The 16,602-nt window shown below is 72.0% G+C and carries 17 protein-coding genes; 6 read left to right on the top strand and 11 right to left on the bottom strand.

Annotated elements, in window-relative coordinates:
- Positions 1-50 precede the first annotated feature (50 nt).
- From V8690_RS34775 to V8690_RS34765, 3 genes are all read right to left on the bottom strand, one after another.
- On the bottom strand, positions 51-632 hold the full coding sequence (locus V8690_RS34775; RefSeq protein WP_338784037.1) for a sugar kinase: 582 nt from the start codon (positions 630-632) through the stop codon (positions 51-53).
- Entirely contained in the window at positions 629-1,777 is a 1,149-nt protein-coding gene (locus tag V8690_RS34770; RefSeq protein WP_338784036.1) for an ROK family glucokinase, read from the bottom strand. Before V8690_RS34770 ends, V8690_RS34775 begins: the two co-directional genes overlap by 4 nt.
- Before the next feature lie 144 nt (positions 1,778-1,921).
- Positions 1,922-2,659, bottom strand: a complete 738-nt coding sequence (locus tag V8690_RS34765; protein WP_338785554.1) for a GntR family transcriptional regulator — start codon at positions 2,657-2,659, stop codon at positions 1,922-1,924.
- Positions 2,660-2,787: 128 nt separating this feature from the next.
- On the opposite strand from V8690_RS34765, the gene V8690_RS34760 reads away from it, so the two are divergent.
- Positions 2,788-3,810 carry a Gfo/Idh/MocA family oxidoreductase gene (locus V8690_RS34760; RefSeq protein ID WP_338784035.1) on the top strand — a complete coding sequence of 341 codons (1,023 nt, stop codon included), beginning with the start codon at positions 2,788-2,790 and terminating at the stop codon, positions 3,808-3,810.
- A gap of 19 nt (positions 3,811-3,829) precedes the next feature.
- Here V8690_RS34760 and V8690_RS34755 read toward each other — a convergent pair whose 3' ends face one another.
- The 3 genes from V8690_RS34755 to V8690_RS34745 all read right to left on the bottom strand — a co-directional run bounded on the left by V8690_RS34755 (position 3,830) and on the right by V8690_RS34745 (position 6,734).
- Entirely contained in the window at positions 3,830-4,507 is a 678-nt protein-coding gene (locus tag V8690_RS34755) for a response regulator transcription factor (protein ID WP_338784034.1), read from the bottom strand.
- A 349-nt stretch (positions 4,508-4,856) separates the two neighbouring features.
- The gene (locus tag V8690_RS34750; protein ID WP_338784033.1) at positions 4,857-5,135 is read right to left on the bottom strand and encodes a hypothetical protein; all 279 of its coding nucleotides are present in this window, start codon (positions 5,133-5,135) and stop codon (positions 4,857-4,859) included.
- Positions 5,136-5,516: 381 nt separating this feature from the next.
- Complete coding sequence (locus V8690_RS34745; RefSeq protein WP_338785553.1) at positions 5,517-6,734, bottom strand: histidine kinase; 1,218 nt, start codon at positions 6,732-6,734, stop codon at positions 5,517-5,519.
- A gap of 237 nt (positions 6,735-6,971) precedes the next feature.
- Between V8690_RS34745 and V8690_RS34740 the strand changes: the two genes are divergently transcribed.
- Positions 6,972-7,172 (top strand): hypothetical protein, encoded by a 201-nt coding sequence (locus V8690_RS34740; RefSeq protein ID WP_031106532.1) that lies wholly within the window; start codon positions 6,972-6,974, stop codon positions 7,170-7,172.
- Positions 7,173-7,220: 48 nt separating this feature from the next.
- Here the strand turns inward: V8690_RS34740 and V8690_RS34735 are convergent, their stop codons facing one another.
- Both V8690_RS34735 and V8690_RS34730 read right to left on the bottom strand, forming a co-directional pair.
- Positions 7,221-7,616, bottom strand: coding sequence for a ribonuclease domain-containing protein (locus V8690_RS34735; RefSeq protein WP_338784031.1), 396 nt, complete (start codon positions 7,614-7,616; stop codon positions 7,221-7,223).
- Between the two features lie 152 nt (positions 7,617-7,768).
- Positions 7,769-8,395 (bottom strand): dihydrofolate reductase family protein, encoded by a 627-nt coding sequence (locus V8690_RS34730; protein ID WP_338784030.1) that lies wholly within the window; start codon positions 8,393-8,395, stop codon positions 7,769-7,771.
- Between the two features lie 174 nt (positions 8,396-8,569).
- On the opposite strand from V8690_RS34730, the gene V8690_RS34725 reads away from it, so the two are divergent.
- Positions 8,570-9,313, top strand: coding sequence for an SDR family oxidoreductase (locus tag V8690_RS34725; RefSeq protein WP_338784029.1), 744 nt, complete (start codon positions 8,570-8,572; stop codon positions 9,311-9,313).
- Positions 9,314-9,368: 55 nt separating this feature from the next.
- Here the strand turns inward: V8690_RS34725 and alc are convergent, their stop codons facing one another.
- Positions 9,369-10,484, bottom strand: coding sequence for an allantoicase (alc, locus tag V8690_RS34720; protein WP_338784028.1), 1,116 nt, complete (start codon positions 10,482-10,484; stop codon positions 9,369-9,371).
- Between the two features lie 37 nt (positions 10,485-10,521).
- The gene (gene allB / locus V8690_RS34715; RefSeq protein ID WP_338784026.1) at positions 10,522-11,862 is read right to left on the bottom strand and encodes an allantoinase AllB; all 1,341 of its coding nucleotides are present in this window, start codon (positions 11,860-11,862) and stop codon (positions 10,522-10,524) included.
- A 256-nt stretch (positions 11,863-12,118) separates the two neighbouring features.
- On the opposite strand from allB, the gene V8690_RS34710 reads away from it, so the two are divergent.
- Positions 12,119-12,916 (top strand): IclR family transcriptional regulator, encoded by a 798-nt coding sequence (locus tag V8690_RS34710; RefSeq protein ID WP_338784025.1) that lies wholly within the window; start codon positions 12,119-12,121, stop codon positions 12,914-12,916.
- Positions 12,917-13,629: 713 nt separating this feature from the next.
- Here V8690_RS34710 and V8690_RS34705 read toward each other — a convergent pair.
- On the bottom strand, positions 13,630-13,959 hold the full coding sequence (locus V8690_RS34705) for a DUF5955 family protein (protein ID WP_086600025.1): 330 nt from the start codon (positions 13,957-13,959) through the stop codon (positions 13,630-13,632).
- 195 nt (positions 13,960-14,154) lie between these two features.
- Between V8690_RS34705 and V8690_RS34700 the strand changes: the two genes are divergently transcribed.
- Positions 14,155-14,769 carry a nucleotidyltransferase family protein gene (locus V8690_RS34700; RefSeq protein ID WP_338784024.1) on the top strand — a complete coding sequence of 205 codons (615 nt, stop codon included), beginning with the start codon at positions 14,155-14,157 and terminating at the stop codon, positions 14,767-14,769.
- A 206-nt stretch (positions 14,770-14,975) separates the two neighbouring features.
- A complete protein-coding gene (aceB, locus tag V8690_RS34695) occupies positions 14,976-16,601 on the top strand; it encodes a malate synthase A (RefSeq protein ID WP_338784023.1) in 1,626 nt (541 codons plus the stop codon).
- Position 16,602: the final 1 nt, after the last annotated feature.

The following is a 16,602-nucleotide window of genomic DNA, read 5'->3' as shown; positions in this document are numbered from 1 at the left end:
GGGTCTGACAATCGGCCCAGGCGTCCGCGCCGGCCGGGCCGGGCTGCGGGTCAGGGCACCGTCCGGGACACCACGTACACCCAGGGATACGCCGGGTTGGACAGGTCCACCACCACGTCGTGCGTGGGCGCGGGGTTCTTCTGCCGGTGGACGAAGCCGTACCACGACTCGCCCTCGGGGAACTTCCAGCCGGTGACCTTGCGGTCGCGGGCGCCGATGGTGATGTGGCCCTTCTTCAGGTCGTCCCGGGTCATGCCCAGGCCCGTCAGATAGGCGTCCAGACCGGCCGCGTTGGTCTCGAACTGGGCGTACAGACGGCTGGTCTTCCAGTTGTTGGTCTCGTAGTACGCCACGTGCCAGGCCGGGTGCGGGACGGGCACCTGGTAGATCCGGCGCTGGAGCTTGGACGGCCAGCCCGCGGTCAGGCCGGTCGCCGAGTACTTCGCCTCCTTGTCCTTTCCGCTGTTCCGGCTCTGGTTCGCGGAGATCACCAGGTAGCCGGCCGGGATGCCGATGAGCAGCACGATGATCAGCAGGGTGAGCGCCCTGCGGCGGATCATGTGGCGGCGGTCCTCGGCCGGGCGTTCCTCGCCGTCAGGCCACGAGCCCTGGTGCGGCAGGGATGCGGTCACAGCGTCTCCTGGGTGCTGCGGCGGGACTGTGCGTACCGCTCGTAGCGCTCGTACCGCTCCACCCGGCGGCGCTTGGCGCGCCGGAAGCGGCGGGCGACCAGCCGGGCCAGGTCGGCGGCGCCGACCATGCCGGCCTCGGGCCCGAGCTGGGCCCGGGCGATGCGGGCCTCGGGGCGGTAGCCGCGGCCGGTCAGATGCCTGCGGAACGCGTCCCGCGCGGGGCCGATCAGCAGGTCGTCGGCGGCCGAGACACCGCCGCCGATGACGAAGCAGGAGGGGTCGAGGGCGGCCGCGAGGTTGGCGATGCCGACGCCGAGCCACTGGCCGATGTCCTGGAGCAGCTCGATGCACATGGCGTCGCCCTCGCGGGCCAGCTCGGTGATCATCGGGCCGGTGATGTCGGAGATGTTGCCCTTGACGTGCTCGATGATCCCGTACGCCACGGGCGAGTCGGCCGCTGCCAGCTCGCGCGCCTCACGGACCAGGGCGTTTCCGGAGCTGTACTGCTCCCAGCAGCCGCGGTTGCCGCACGGGCAGCGGTGGCCGCCGGGCACGACCTGCATATGGCCGAACTCGCCGGCGACGCCGTACTTGCCGCGTTTGACCTGGCCGTCCTCCAGGATCGCGCCGCCGATGCCGGTGCCCAGCGTGATCATCACGAGGTGGTCCTCGCCGCGGCCGGCGCCGAAGCGCCACTCGGCCCAGGCGGCGGTGTTGGCGTCGTTGTCCACGAGGACCGGGACCGACAGGCGGCTGGCGAGGCGGTCCCTCAGGGGTTCGTTGCGCCAGGACAGATGGGGGGCGAACAGCACGCGGTTGCGGTCGGCGTCGACCCAGCCGGCCGCGCCGATGCCGACGGCGTGCACGTCGTGCCGGTCGGAGAGGTCCAGGACCAGCTCGGCGATGGTGTCCTCGACGACCTTGGGGCTCTTGGACTTGTCCGGCGTCTCCGTGCGGACCTTCTCCAGGATGTTGCCGTCGGCGTCGACGACGCCCGCCATCACCTTCGTACCGCCGATGTCGATGCCGACCGTCGGCACGCGGGGTGCCGTCAGGTGTGAGCGGCGCTCCCGGGTGCCGACGGTGCGGAGCACGGTGGCACGGCGGGAGCCGATGGGGGCGGTGAAGTCGCGGTAGGTGCTCATCGCCGCCGATTCTGCCTCACGGGGAGGCAGGGTGCGGAGCGGGGGAACAACCCGACGTACCCGTGTGCGGCTGCGTGGGGGCTGATCGCGCCCACGCGGCGGAGCCGCACATCGATACAGCCCCGCGCCCGAAAAAGCGCCCCCTCAGGTCCTCACAAGGAGCTGGAACTCGAAGGAGTAGCGCGTCGGGCGGTAGGTGTGTGTGCCGTATTCCACTGCGCGGCCCGTGTCGTCGAACGTGACGCGTTGCATGGTGAGCAGCGGAGCCCCTGCCTCCTCCGCCAGCCGCTCCGCCTCCTCCGCCGTCGCCGCCCGGGCGCCGATCGACTGGCGGGCGCTGTGCAGGGTGATGCCCGCCGCTCGCATCAGGCGGTAGAGGCCGGTGGTCTCCAGTTGGGCGGTGTCGAGGTCGAGGAGGCCGGGGGGCAGGAAGTTGCAGAGGTAGGCCATGGGCTCGCCGTGGGCGAGGCGGAGGCGTTCGACGCGGTGGACGTCGCTGTCCTCGGCGACGCCCAGTGCGGCGGCGACCTCGGCGGAGGCGGGTACGAGCGTGTTGACGAGGACCTTGGTGGCCGGGCGCTGGCCCGCCGCCTCCAGGTCGTCGTAGAGGCTGCTGAGCTCCAGCGGGCGCTTGACCTGGCTGTGCACGACCTGGGTGCCCACGCCGCGACGGCGTACGAGGAGGCCCTTGTCGACGAGCGACTGGATGGCCTGGCGGACGGTCGGCCGGGACAGGCCGAGCCGGGCGGCGAGTTCGATCTCGTTGCCCAGCAGGCTGCCTGGGGTCAGCGTGCCGTGCTCGATCGCGGCCTCCAGCTGCTGGGACAGCTGGAAGTACAACGGCACGGGAGAGCTGCGGTCCACGCTCAGCTCGAGCTGCACGGTCGGGTCCACTTCTGGTTTCGGCACGGGCCGAGCGTAGCTCCGTGCGTTGTTGACGGGAAGTTGTGTAGTCAGATTGTCCGGACATACAGATTGACAGGGGCGGGCTGTGCACGCACTTTGTTTTCATGCGCATCGGCGTCATCGGTACGGGCCGCATCGGCACGATCCACGCGAACACACTCAGCCGGCACCGCGACGTAGGCTCCCTGATCCTCACGGACGCGGACGCCTCGCGGGCCCAGGACCTGGCGCATCGGCTCGGTGAGACGGCCGCGCCGGGCGTGGAGGAGATCTTCCGGTGGGGGGTCGACGCCGTGGTGATCACGACGGCGACGTCGGCCCACGCCGAACTGATCGGCCGGGCAGCACGCTCGGGGCTGCCGGTGTTCTGCGAGAAACCCATCGCGCTGGACCTGCCCGGGACCTTAAGCGCGATCGCCGAGGTCGAGATGGCCGGGACGGTCCTGCAGATGGGCTTCCAGCGCCGCTTCGACGCGGGCTACAGGGGCGCCCGCGAGGCGGTGCGGTCGGGCAGGCTGGGCCGGCTGCACACCGCGCGGGCGCTGACCAGCGACCAGACGCCACCGCCCGCGGCGTGGCTGCCGCTGTCCGGCGGGCTGTACCGGGACACTCTTATCCACGACTTCGACGTGCTGCGCTGGGTGACGGGCCGGGAGGTGGCGGACGTGTACGCGGCCGGGTCCGACGCCGGGCCCGCGATGTTCCGCGCGGCAGGCGACGTCGACACCGGCGCCGCGCTCCTCACCCTCGACGACGGCACGCTCGCCACGGTCACCGGCGCCCGGCTGAACGGGGCCGGCTACGACGTGCGCATGGAGCTGGCCGGTGAGCTGGACCAGATCGTGGTCGGCCTGGACGACCGTACGCCGATCGCGTCCACCGAGCCGACCGGTCCGCCGGCCGCGGACAAGCCCTGGACCGGCTTCCTGGAGCGCTTCGGCCCCGCCTACGAGGCGGAGCTGAACGCGTTCGTCGAGGTCGTGCGGGGCGAGCGGGCCAACCCCTGCGACGGGCGCGAGGCCCTTCAGGCGCTGCGCGTCGCCGAGGCGTGCGAGCTGTCGCGCCGGGAGCGCAGGCCGGTGCACCTCGCGGAGATCCCCGGCGGGGCCGCCTCCCCCTTCGCGTGACGGCGGGCCGGCAGGGCGGTCAGTGGCCCTCCTGTTCCTCCTCCAGCAGACCCGCGTCGTACGCCAGCAGCGCGATCTGCACGCGGTTGTTGAGGTCGAGCTTGGCCAGGATGCGCGAGACGTGCGTCTTGACGGTGGCGACGCTCATGAAGAGGCCGGTGGCGATCTCGGCGTTGGACAGGCCCCGGCCGACCGCGACGGCGACCTCGCGCTCGCGGTCGTTGAGGGCGGCCATGCGGGCACGCGCGCGTGTACGACGGGTGTCGGCGGCGGTGCCGACCGCGTGCCGCATCAACTGACGGGTGACGGTGGGCGACAGGACCGGGTCGCCGGCCGCGACCCGGCGTACCGCGCCGAGGATCTCGGTCGGCGGGGTGTCCTTGAGGACGAATCCGGCGGCGCCCGCGCGCAGCGCCCGCAGGACCTGTTCGTCGGCGTGGAAGGTGGTGAGGACCACCACCTGCGGGGCGTCCTCGCGGGCGCGCAGCCGCTCCGTGGCCGTGAGACCGTCCACCGTAGGCATCCGGATGTCCATGAGCACGACGTCCGGGCGGGTGCGGTCGACGAGCGCCTCCACCTCGCCGCCGTCGGCCGCCTCGCCGACGATCTCGATGTCGTCGGCTCCGCCCATCATGAAGGACAGTCCGGCCCGCACCAGCGGGTCGTCGTCGACGAGGAGCAGTCTGATCGCAGTCATGGGCCATACGTAATCACGGCCGGGCCGGGCGCGGGGCGCGGACGGACGGTCGTCCCGCGCCAACGCCTTGTGCCGAAGGTGGGGTTGACGGGTCGCACGCTCAGGCGCGCAGCGTCAACCCGTACGGGGTGCGCAGGCGGCTGAGCCTTCACCAGACCACCGCCATGCTGCGGCTGGTGATCACCCCGCTCCTGGGACGGCCCAAATCGTCGTCATCACGGAGGTGTGACGGGCCGTCACCGGCCGAGGTGGGTGAAGCCCGCCCGCGCACTCAGGTCGTCGCCCCGGATGTGCCGGACGCGTGACCTGAGGTGGGCCGGCATGCCGGGCGGTGCCTCGCGGCGGTCGTTCAGCATCCACGACCGGGCGCTGCGCAGCGCCCGTCCGGGCGGCAGGCCCTCGTAGTGGCCCCAGTCTCGGGTCCGGGGATAGTCCGCGCCTCGGTGTGCACCAGCCACGAGTCCTGCGCCACCGCCGCGAGATCCGCTCCGGACATCAGCGCGACGACCTCGACGTCGGCGGCCAGCCGCAGGAAGGACAGGCTGCGGCGTTCGAACGCCACGCGCGGCAGCAGCCGGTGGCCCCCGTCGGAGTCGAACGGCAGCGAGCGCAGCAGCACCTCGCACACGGCCGCGCCGACACCGAACCCGACGTGGAGGTAGCCGTGGCGGTCGTAGGGGGGTGCTGTCGAAGCGGCTGCAGTGCAAGAAGGCGTAGGAGGGGCGGGCGTTGTACGCGGTCGGCACGCGGTGGGTGGAGTGCACCCTCTTCACCGGTCCCACCACAAGTCGAGGCCAGGCCGCCCCAGACAACCTCCGACATGGCGACCGCCCACCAAAAAGCCGACACCAAGCCGCCCCACCCCCCAGCCGGGAGCCGACGCCAAGCCGTCTCCCCCCAACCGGGAGCCGACGCCAAGCCGTCCCAGACAGGCACTCCCCAGCCGCCAGACTCACCCGCCACACCCCGCAAACCCTGCGGCCGGCCGAAGCGCATCCGCGAGCCGTGCTCAACCCCACGGCAGCCATGCCCGTACCTCGAACCCGCCCTCCGGGGTGTGGCCGTGTTCCACGCGGCCGCCCGCGAGGGTGGCTCGCTCCGTCAGGCCGATCAGGCCCTGGCCGGAGCCGGGGACGGGTGGTACCTCGCCCTCGGGGGGCGGGTTGTGTACGGAGACGGTGAGGCCGTCGCCCGGTGCGCCGGTGACGGACACCGTGACCTCCGTGCCGGGGGCGTGCTTGCGCGCGTTCGTCAGGCCCTCCTGGGCGATCCGGTACGCGGTGCGGCCGACGGAGGACGGAACGGCGTCGGCGTCGTCGACGCGCTGGTCGAGGGCCACCTTCATGCCGGCCTCACGCGACTCGGCGACCAGCGCGTCCAGCGCCGCGAGCGTCGGCTGCGGCCGGCCCGTGTCGTCGGGCTCCCCCGCCCGCAGGACACCGATGATCTCGCGCAGGTCCTGGAGGGCCTCGTGCGCGCTCTCCCGGATCACACCCGCCGCCCGCGCCGTCTCCGCCGGGGGCGCGTCGGGCCGGAACTCCAGCGCGCCCGCGTGCACGCTCAGCAGGGTCAGCCGGTGGGCGAGCACGTCGTGCATCTCCCGCGCGATGGCCTCACGGGCGAGCCGCTGCGCCTGCTCGGCCCGCAGCCGCGCCTCCGTCTCGGCACGCCGGGCCCGGTCCCTGAGGCTCACCAGAAGCTGCCGCTTGGACCGTACGAACATGCCCCAGCCGACGATCGCCACGGTGAGCAGCACGGCGAAGGGCACGCTCACCAGGTAGGGGACGTCCGCGTCGGGGCGCACCCAGTAGTACAGCGGGGTCATGGCCGCGTTGATGCCGCCCACCCAGGCCACGTACCGGAAGGGGCGGTGCACGGCGAGCGTGAACAGGGCGATCAGCCCCGCCCCGCCCGCCGTGTCCGAGACGAAGGTGACGGGAGTCATCGCCACGGCCAGCCCCAGTGGCCAGCGGCGGCGCAGCCAGACGGCCGCGCAGGCCAGCGCTCCGATCAGCTGGTCGGCGACGGCCAGCCCCTCCGGAACGTGGGGGTTGTCGTTGAGCGCCTCTATGGCGGCCGCGCCCACCAGCACGGCCAGCAGGAAGCAGGAGAAGTCGACGACCCAGTCGCGGGCGGTACGCCGGGGCCGTCGCCCGGCCCGTGCGGCGTCGGGGTCGAGTTCGTGCAGCAGGGCGGACGGGATGAGCCATCTGCGCCCGGTGAACAGCGCAGGTGTCTCGCCCGTCAGCACCGGGGAGGACAGCCCCGCGTTGTCACCACTCACGGTCGACAAATCTACGCAGGCCCGGGCCCGTTCACCTCTTCCCGGCCGGAATCGTCGACCGAAGTCGCCGCGTCGCAGACTTTCGACGCGGCCGGCCGGGTCCGAACAGGGACTTGTGTCCAACGCACGCTCGCCCCGCGGCCGATGTGCGTGGGAGGCCCGCGGGGCGAGGCTGTCGCCATGAAGCAGGTGCTGGAGATTCTCGGCTTCCTCGCCCTCGTACAGGGCGTGGCGGGCCTGGTACACGAGTTCACCGACTGGAACTGGGGCCTCGTGCAACGACTGGGGTTCCTCGACGGCTACGAGATCTACGCGAGCGTCGCCCTGCTCGTGCTGGGCGTCGCCCTGTTCGCGGCGGCCGGGAGCCGGAAGTCCGTCTGAGCACCCGGGCGGACTTCCGGCCGGCGTTCACGGACGTGGCCGCCCGGCTCAACAGCCGTAGTCGACCAGGTCGAACGACCTGTAGTGGTCGGCCGTGTAGTAGTCCTCCCGGTTCTCCTCACCGGTGACGATGCGCCGCGCACCGCGCGTGGAGGAGCCGGGGGTGATGACCGTGTACTCGTGGTAGTAGCCGGTCGACTGGCTCGGCAGGATGCCTTCCCGGTTCTGGAAGACGGTGCCGTCCTGCTCGAACGGGAAGGGGCCGCCCTGCTCGATCAGGTCGAGCGTGTCGTGGGCCTGGGACGGCAGGTCGCTGTAGCAGATGTCGCCGACGGCGGTGGGGGCCGCGTCGGCCGTGGTGGCGGAGACGGTACCGCCGACGAGGAGCGCGGACAGGAGGGCGGCTGCTGCGCCGAGCCGCGAGGCGCGTGGGGGGAAATTCATGCGCACATGATGACGCGCGTAGACACTGGCATGTCAATGACAAGCTCGGGGATTTTCCCGTCAAGTCCGATGAGTTGGCGGGAAGTTAACCTGCCCTCCGGCGCCCTCACCCTCTGTTCACCGAGGCCGGTGAGGACGCCGGAGCGGGGCGGTTACGCGTTCTCCGGCAGCGTGTACTCGCCGTACTGCGGGCGGCCCGCCACCTCGTACGTCTGGATCGAGACGCCGGTGCTGGTGACGCTCCCTCCGGTGTGCCGGAACGCGGTCGGTACGGCGCCCTCCGGGAACAGCCGGAACCCGGCGCCGAGCACGACCGGGAAGGTCAGCAGATGGAGGGAGTCGACGAGGCCGAGCGCCAGCAGGGACCGGAGGAGGGCGCCGCTGCCGTGCACCTGGATCTCGCCGTCGGTGCGCTCCTTCAGGGCCGTGACCTCCTTGGCGAGGTCGCCGGTGAGCACGGCGGTGCCCGCCCACCGGGGGTCCGTGAGGGTCGAGGACGGGACGTACTTCGGCAGTGAGTTGAGTTTCGAGGCGACCGGATCGGCGGGGTCGGTCACCTTCGGCCAGAACGTGGTGAAGATGTCGTACGTGCGGCGCCCGAGCAGGAAGGCGCGCGGGCGTGCGAAGACCTCGTCGATGAACCGGCCGAAGTCCTCGTCGGCGTACGGGAAGCTCCAGCCGCCGTGGGTGAAGCCGCCGCGGGTGTCCTCGTGAGGGCCGCCGGGGGCCTGGTAGACGCCGTCGAGGGTGACGAAGAGGGTGGAGACGAGCTTGCCCATGGCGGGTGCCCTTCTTCTCGGAGCGGTCGGGGTCTGTTGTCATCGGTTCAGACCCCGTGTCCACCCGCAATTCATCGCTCGGCCGTACGGCTGCTTAGGTGAGAGACCGGAGCAGCCCACCTCGACGTCCGTTCACCGCCAGCGCCGCAGCCGGTCGGCCAGTGGGATGAACACATGACTTCTCAAGGAAATCTCGACGGCAAGGTGGCTCTCGTGACCGGCGCGAGCCGTGGCATCGGCGCGGCGACGGCCCTGCGGCTGGCCCGGGAGGGCGCGGATGTGGCGGTCGGCTACGTGAACGGCAAGGAGGCGGCCGGGGACGTCGTACGGGCCGTGGAGGCGCTGGGGCGCCGGGCGGTGGCGGTGCGCGCGGACGCGGCGGACGCCGCCGAGGCGGCCGGTGCCGTGACGGCGGCGGCCGAGGCGCTGGGCGGTCTCGACGTCCTGGTGAACAACGCGGGCGTGGGGGTGATCGGGCCGCTGGAGATGCTGTCGCTCGCGGATGTGGACCGGGTCCTCGCCGTCAACGTGCGCGGTGTCTTCCTGGCCTCCCAGGCCGCCGCCGCGCGGATGCCCGAGGGCGGGCGGATCATCACGATCGGCAGCTGCATGGCCCAGCGCGTGCCGGGGCCCGGCGGGACGCTCTACGCGACGAGCAAGGCGGCCCTGGCCGGCATGACCAAGGCCCTGGCCAGGGAACTGGGCGGGCGCGGCATCACGGCGAACCTCGTCCATCCCGGGCCGATCGACACCGACATGAATCCGGCGGACGGGCCGTACGCGGCCGGCCAGGCGGCGATGACGGCGCTGGGGCGGTTCGGGACGGCGGACGAGGTGGCGTCCACGGTGGCGTATCTGGCGGGGGCGACGTACGTCACCGGTGCGGAGTTCGCCGTGGACGGCGGGCACGCGGCGTGAGGCAGGGGGCGCACCGGTGCTGTCGGGCCGGTCCGCCCCCTGGGGCGGGGTCGGCTCAGCCGCCCAGCTCCTGGTGACGCGCCGCGAGGCGCCGCGCGCCGTCCTCCGTCAGGGAGCCGAACAGCCGCAGCCGGGAGATGCCGCCGTCCGGGAAGATGTCCACACGCGCGTGGGTGCCGACGGCCGGGACCGGGAGTACGAAGCGGTGGTTGGTGTCGGGCTGGAGGCGGGTGAGGGGCAGGATCTCCCGCCACTCGCCGTCCTCGCCGTCGCGCACGGACACCGAGGCCCAGCCGGCGCTGTTGCCCTTGAGGTACGCGGTGTCGATCTCCAGGGCGCGGATCCGGGACTGGGCGGCCAGCCGGTAGCGGATCCAGTCGTGGCCCTGGTCGCGGCGGCGCCGGGTCTCCCAGCCGTCGTCCATCTTGCGGGAGCGGCCCGGCTGGATGGTGTTGGTGGCGGGCGAGTAGAAGAGGTTGGAGGCGTCCTCGACCTGTCCGCCGTTCTCCAGGGCGACGACGTCGAAGGTGCCGAGCACCTCCAGCCACGCGGGGTCCGGGACGACCTCGCCGTACACGCGCAGGCGGGCGATGCCGCCGTCGGGGTGCTGGTTGACCCGCAGGTGGGTGAAGCGCTGCTCGACCGCGACGGAGAAACCGTTCGCCGCGTGGCCGCCGACCGGGGTGCGCGGGACCAGGGTCGTCCACTTCACGTCGTCCCCGAGGAGTTCTCCGGGCGACGGGGAGCCCGGCACGCAGGTGCCCTCGACGGAGACGGCCTGCGGGTAGTTGCCGCGGAAGTGCGCGGTGTCGACGACGATCCCCCGGACCACGCCCGGGGCGCCGAGGCGGACCAGCGCCCAGTCGTGGTCCTCCGCGGCCGGCCAGGGGTGCTCGGCGGAGGCGCCCCGGCGGCGGCGCGTCTCCCAGCCGTCCATGATCTTGCCCTTGTGCCCGAAGTGCTCGGGGTCGAACTCGGCGCGCTCGGGCACCAGCAGGTTCTCGCGCTGGGCGAAGAACTCGTCGTTGGCGGCGATGACTCCGGCACCGAGGCGACGGTCGGCGAGGTTGGCGTACTGGGTGAAGGGGAAGTCGGCGGTGCGGTAGTCCGCGTACGGGTCGCCGCCTCCGTAGGGGTTCGCGTCGCCGGTGAAGCTGGGAATCGCCGTCACGGTGATCAGGTCTGCCTTTCGAAGTCCGGGATGGGGATCAGTTGGTCCGGGTGAGGAGTCGGCCCTTCGGTTCGGTGAACTCGCCGTCCGCGACGATGCGCTGCCCGCGCAGCCAGGTGGACTTCACGACGCCGTACAGGGTCTTGCCCGCGTACGCCGTGACATGGTTGCGGTGCTGGAGGGCCGCCGGGTCGACGGTGAAGGTCTCGTCGGGGGCGAGGACGGCGAAGTCGGCGTCGCGGCCCGGCTCGATGGCGCCCTTGCGGTCGTCGAGCCCGACGAGTTCGGACGTCCGCGCGGACATCCAGCGGACCACGTCCTCCAGGCCGTGCCCGCGCCCGCGAGCCTCGGTCCACACCGCCGCCAGGCTCAGCTGGAGCCCGGAGATACCGCCCCAGGCCGTCGCGAAGTCGTCGGTCTTCAGGTCGGCGGTGGACGGAGAGTGGTCGGTGACGACACAGTCGATGGTGCCGTCGGCCAGCGCCTGCCAGAGGAGGTCCTGGTTGGCGGCCTCGCGGATCGGCGGGCAGCACTTGAACTCGCTGGCTCCGTCGGGGACTTCCTCGGCGGTGAGGGTCAGATAGTGGGGGCAGGTCTCCACGGTGAGCCGTACGCCCTCCGCCCGCGCCTCGGCGATCATCGGCAGGGCGTCGCCGGAGGACAGGTGCAGGACGTGCACGCGCGCGTGGAGGGCCTTCGCCTCGCGGATGAGCCGGGCGATGGCGGTGTCCTCGGCTTCCCGGGGGCGGGAGGCGAGGAAGTCGGCGTACCTGGGGCCGGGCTGCTGCGGGGCGGAGGCGAGGAGGTGGGGGTCCTCGGCGTGCACGATGAGCAGGCCGTCGAAGGCGGCGATCTCGGCCATGGTGCGGGCGAGCGAGTCCCGGTCGAGGTGCGGGAACTCGTCCACGCCGGACGGCGACAGGAACGCCTTGAAGCCGAAGACGCCGGCCTCGTGCAGCGGGCGCAGGTCCTTGACGTTGTCGGGCAGGGCCCCGCCCCAGAAGCCGACGTCGATGTGCGCCTTGTCGGCGGCAACCTGCTGCTTGGTTCGCAGGTGCGCGACGGTCGTGGTCGGCGGGAGGGAGTTGAGGGGCATGTCGACGAGGGTCGTGATGCCGCCGGCCGCGGCGGCGCGGGTGGCGGTCCGGAAGCCCTCCCACTCGGTGCGGCCGGGGTCGTTGACGTGCACGTGGGTGTCGACCAGGCCCGGCAGCAGGACGTGGTCGCCCAGGTCCTCCAGGCGGGCACCTTCCGGTACGGGTGCGTCGTACGGGAGGACGGCCGTGATCGTGCCGGCGGCGACCGCGACCGATGCGGCGCGCGTCCCCTCGGGAGTGATGACACGCGTCGAGCGGAGCACCAGTTCAGCGTCGGACACCCGAACCCCTTACTTCCACTTGCTTCCGGTTACTTCCACGAAATGGAATTCAACTTTCTGTTGAAGAAGTCTTCACGCCCCCTTCCGCGCAGTCAAGGGCACACTGAATTACCGCATCCCTTACGCGACCACTCTGGACGTTTCCACAAAGCGGAATTAGGCTTCCAGCACGCAGAACGTAGCTACGTACAAGCGGGGAGTCAACCGACTGCCGGGTAGGCTTCTGCTCTTCCGCCAGTCCCGAAAGGAACGCGCCGTGCCGACGTCCAGCGCCAGCACCACCGACTCCGCCCGGTCCTCCGCCAACGGCGGGGTCCAGTCTCTGGAGCGCGCCTTCGACCTGCTCGAACGGATGGCGGACGCGGGCGGCGAGGTCGGTCTGAGCGAGCTGTCCGCGAGCAGCGGGCTGCCCCTGCCGACCATCCACCGCCTGATGCGCACGCTGGTGGCCTGCGGCTACGTACGGCAGCAGCCCAACCGCCGGTACGCGCTGGGCCCGCGCCTGATCCGCCTCGGCGAGTCCGCCTCCCGGCTGCTGGGCACCTGGGCGCGGCCCTACCTCGCCCGGCTGGTCGAGGAGACCGGCGAGACGGCGAACATGGCACTGCTGGACGGCGACGAGATCGTCTACGTGGCGCAGGTGCCGTCGAAGCACTCGATGCGCATGTTCACGGAGGTCGGCCGGCGCGTGCTGCCGCACTCCACGGGCGTGGGCAAGGCCCTGCTCGCCGGTTTCCCGCCGGAGGAGGTGCGCGCCCTGCTGGCCCGTACGGGCATGCCCGCCGCGACGGACAAGACGATCACAACGCCGGACGGTTTCCTCGCGGCGCTGGAGGACGTGCGCCGCCAGGGCTACGCGATCGACGACAACGAGCAGGAGATCGGCGTCCGCTGCCTGGCGGTCTCGGTGCCCGACTCCCCCACCACCGCGGCCATCTCCATCTCCGGCCCGGCGGGCCGGGTCACGGAGGCGGCGACGGAGAGGATCGTGCCGGTACTCCAGCAGGTCGCCGGCGAACTCTCCGAGGCCCTGGCCACCCAGAGCCCCGCCTGAGGGATTGACACGCCTGACTGGACGGGCGCGAAGCGCCGGTCGGCGAGGGCGGGACTCCGAGCACCCCACCCCAGGGCCGACTGCCGCGCCGGCACGACCCCCGAACGCCGGAGCGCTCCACGACACGGCCGGACGGACACCGGAGCGCTCCACGACACAGCCGGGCGAACTCCACGGCGCCCGCCGGCTGGGCCGGGGAGCCCAGGCCCCCGCCACAGGGCCCACGAACCCCCCGACGCCCCACGACACGGCCCCCGAACGCGCGGACCGCCCCACGACACGGCCGGACAGACTCCACAGCGCGCGCCAATTGGGCCGGGCGGGACTCCGGACATCCCCCGCCCCAGGGTCGGCTGACTCCGGAGCGCCTCGCGGCACGGGCCGGGTAGGTTCTGGAGCGCCCACGACACAACCGGGCGGGCTCCGCGGCGGCCGCGACACGACGGCCGTACGCCGGGGTCGCCCGATCCACGCGGCCCCGCGGACTGCGCACCCGGTCGACACGGCCGCCGCACCCGGGGTCGCCCGATGGGCGCGGCCCCGCGAATCCTCGCACCCGGTCGACACGGCCGCGGCACGCCGGGGTCGCCCGATCGGCGTGCCTCACTGGCCACCTGGAGACCCGGGCACCCCCTAGAGCCCCGAAGCCCCGGCCCTCGAACGTGGGCTGCCGTGGCCTGAGTCCGGCCTCCCCGGCCCAGTCGCCCCCTGCCCTAGCCCTGTCCCCGTACCGGCCCGCCGAAGAGGTCGACGGCGCGGCGGACTTCCGCGAGTTCCGGGGCCAGTGCGCTCACCGAGCCGATCGCGCCCGCGATCAGCAGGAGGGAGCGGCGCAGCCGCGGGATCTCTGGGGTGCCGTCGGCCGCCATCGCGTCCAGGGCGGCCAGTTCCTCCTCTGCGATGGTCCGGTCGGCGAACTCTCCGGGATGGGCGGCGAGCCGGCGACGCAGCCGGGCGACGGCGGAGCGCAGCTCCGTCACGCGCGGATCCTCGTCGCCGCCGGTCACAGGCCCCTGCCGCCTCTGCTCAACGCTCCGCAACACAGTCCTCCCCCTCGCACTCCGTCGTGCGCGTGCCCTTCCGACGCGAAGTCCCCCACCCCGGGCGCCGGTCGGCCGCCCCGCCGGTCGGTGCGGGCGACAGTAAACGACCCGGGCCACCAGACGCCAGTCCATTGCGTCATCGACTTGCTCCGCTGCGTAACTTCTCAGCCCGAGGCCGTGCGGTATGCAGGACCCATGACGACACGGGAGACGACGAAAAGGACGCGTGCGGTTGCGGGGGTGCTGCTCGCCGCCGGGGGCGGGCGGCGGCTCGGCGGGCGCCCCAAGGCCCTGCTCACTCATCGGGGACGGCCGCTCGTGGAGCACGCGGTGCGGGTGTTGCGGGCGGGCGGCTGCGAGCGGGTCCATGTGGTACTCGGCTCCCGGGCGGACGAGGTCCGGTCACGAGCCGTGCTGCCGGAATGCGTACTGGTCGGCAACCCCGACTGGGAACAGGGCATGGGGACGTCCCTGCGGGCCGGGCTGGACTCGCTCGCCGGTACGGGCGCGGTGGCCGCCCTGGTCTCCCTCGTCGACCAGCCCGGCATCGGCCCGGAGGCGGTGGCCCGGGTACTCGGGGCGTACGAGGACGAGGAGTCGCTGGTGGCGGCCGCGTACGACGGAGTGCGCGGCCATCCGGTCCTGTTCGGCGCCGCCCACTGGGCCGGCATCGCCGCGACTGCGACCGGGGACCGGGGGGCACGCGCCTATCTGATGGAGCACGAGCCGGGGATCACGCTCGTCGAGTGCGGGGACGTGGCCCGGCCCTTCGACATCGACACGGAGGCCGACCTCTCCCACCTTGAGTGAACGGGGTGGCACGGAGCGCCACTTTGACTCGACGCGGAGAATCTCGACATCAACAGTCGATTGAACTTCCACTATGAGGAAACTAGTATCCACTGTTCAGAAGCGCCCGAGGGCCCGCGGGCGCCGAACGCCGTATCCGGGAAGACTGGCACCCGGTGCCGAACCGCCGGCTCGTCTTCGTAGCTCGCTGAAGGAAGTGACCGTTCATGTCCGCACCAGCGCCGTCCCCGCTGGCCATCGTCGACGCCGAGCCCCTGCCCCGGCAGGAGGAGGTCCTCACCGAAGCGGCGCTCGCCTTCGTGGCCGAGCTGCACCGGCGGTTCACGCCCCGGCGTGACGAACTCCTCGCCCGCCGCGCCGAGCGCCGCGCCGAGATCGCCCGCACCTCCACCCTCGACTTCCTCCCGGAGACCGCCGCGATCCGCGCCGACGACTCCTGGAAGGTCGCCCCGGCCCCCGACGCCCTGAACGACCGGCGGGTCGAGATCACCGGCCCCACCGACCGCAAGATGACCATCAACGCCCTCAACTCGGGCGCGAAGGTGTGGCTCGCGGACTTCGAGGACGCCTCCGCGCCCACCTGGGAGAACGTGGTCCTCGGCCAGCTCAACCTCATCGACGCCTACACGCGGAACATCGACTTCACCGACTCGAAGTCCGGCAAGTCGTACGCCCTGAAGGCGAACGAGGAACTCGCCACGGTCGTCATGCGCCCGCGCGGCTGGCACCTGAACGAGCGTCACCTCGTCGACGCGGACGGCACCCCGGTGCCCGGCGCGCTCGTCGACTTCGGCCTGTACTTCTTCCACAACGCCAAGCGCTTGCTGGGCCTCGGCAAGGGCCCGTACTTCTACCTGCCCAAGACGGAGTCGCACCTCGAGGCCCGCCTCTGGAACGAGGTCTTCGTCTTCGCGCAGGACTACGTCGGCATCCCGCAGGGCACCGTGCGCGCGACCGTGCTGATCGAGACGATCACGGCCGCGTACGAGATGGAGGAGATCCTCTACGAGCTGCGCGACCACGCCTCCGGGCTGAACGCGGGCCGCTGGGACTACCTGTTCTCCATCGTCAAGAACTTCCGGGACGGCGGCGCCAGGTTCGTCCTGCCGGACCGCAACGCGGTGACGATGACGGCCCCGTTCATGCGCGCGTACACCGAACTCCTCGTCCGTACCTGCCACAAGCGCGGTGCGCACGCGATCGGCGGCATGGCGGCGTTCATCCCGTCCCGCCGGGACGCGGAGGTCAACAAGGTCGCCTTCGAGAAGGTACGCGCCGACAAGGACCGCGAGGCGAACGACGGTTTCGACGGCTCCTGGGTCGCCCACCCCGACCTGGTGCCGATCGCCATGGAGTCCTTCGACAAGGTCCTCGGCGACAAGCCGAACCAGAAGGACCGCCTGCGCGAGGACGTCGACGTCAAGGCGGCCGACCTGATCGCGATCGACTCGCTGGACGCCAAGCCGACGTACGCGGGTCTGGTGAACGCCGTGCAGGTCGGCATCCGTTACATCGAGGCCTGGCTGCGCGGACTCGGCGCGGTCGCGATCTTCAACCTGATGGAGGACGCCGCCACCGCCGAGATCTCCCGCTCCCAGATCTGGCAGTGGATCAACGCGGGCGTCGTCCTCGACAACGGCGAGAAGGTCACGGCCGACCTGGCCCGCAAGGTCGCCGCCGAGGAGCTGGCGAACATCAAGGCCGAGATCGGCGAGGAGGCCTTCGCGGCCGGCAACTGGCAGCAGGCGCACGACCTGCTGCTGAAGGTCTCCCTCGACGAGGACTACGCCGACTTCCTGACGCTGCCGGCGTACGAGCAGCTCAAGGGCTGAC

It is taken from the genome of Streptomyces sp. DG1A-41, assembly GCF_037055355.1.
Taxonomy (GTDB): domain Bacteria; phylum Actinomycetota; class Actinomycetes; order Streptomycetales; family Streptomycetaceae; genus Streptomyces.
The sequence above is the reverse complement of the archived record's forward strand: the minus strand, read 5'-3'. Positions and strand labels throughout refer to the sequence as shown.

What these genes read in the sequence shown, in the direction of transcription:
- V8690_RS34700 (WP_338784024.1), top strand. Translation starts at nt 14,155, where the DNA reads ATGACGACACGGGAGACGACGAAAAGGACGCGTGCGGTTGCGGGGGTG.
- V8690_RS34740 (WP_031106532.1), top strand. Translation starts at nt 6,972, where the DNA reads ATGAAGCAGGTGCTGGAGATTCTCGGCTTCCTCGCCCTCGTACAGGGC.
- V8690_RS34755 (WP_338784034.1), bottom strand. Translation starts at nt 4,507, where the DNA reads ATGACTGCGATCAGACTGCTCCTCGTCGACGACGACCCGCTGGTGCGG.
- V8690_RS34770 (WP_338784036.1), bottom strand. Translation starts at nt 1,777, where the DNA reads ATGAGCACCTACCGCGACTTCACCGCCCCCATCGGCTCCCGCCGTGCC.
- V8690_RS34735 (WP_338784031.1), bottom strand. Translation starts at nt 7,616, where the DNA reads ATGAATTTCCCCCCACGCGCCTCGCGGCTCGGCGCAGCAGCCGCCCTC.
- aceB (WP_338784023.1), top strand. Translation starts at nt 14,976, where the DNA reads ATGTCCGCACCAGCGCCGTCCCCGCTGGCCATCGTCGACGCCGAGCCC.
- V8690_RS34730 (WP_338784030.1), bottom strand. Translation starts at nt 8,395, where the DNA reads ATGGGCAAGCTCGTCTCCACCCTCTTCGTCACCCTCGACGGCGTCTAC.
- V8690_RS34725 (WP_338784029.1), top strand. Translation starts at nt 8,570, where the DNA reads ATGACTTCTCAAGGAAATCTCGACGGCAAGGTGGCTCTCGTGACCGGC.
- V8690_RS34760 (WP_338784035.1), top strand. Translation starts at nt 2,788, where the DNA reads ATGCGCATCGGCGTCATCGGTACGGGCCGCATCGGCACGATCCACGCG.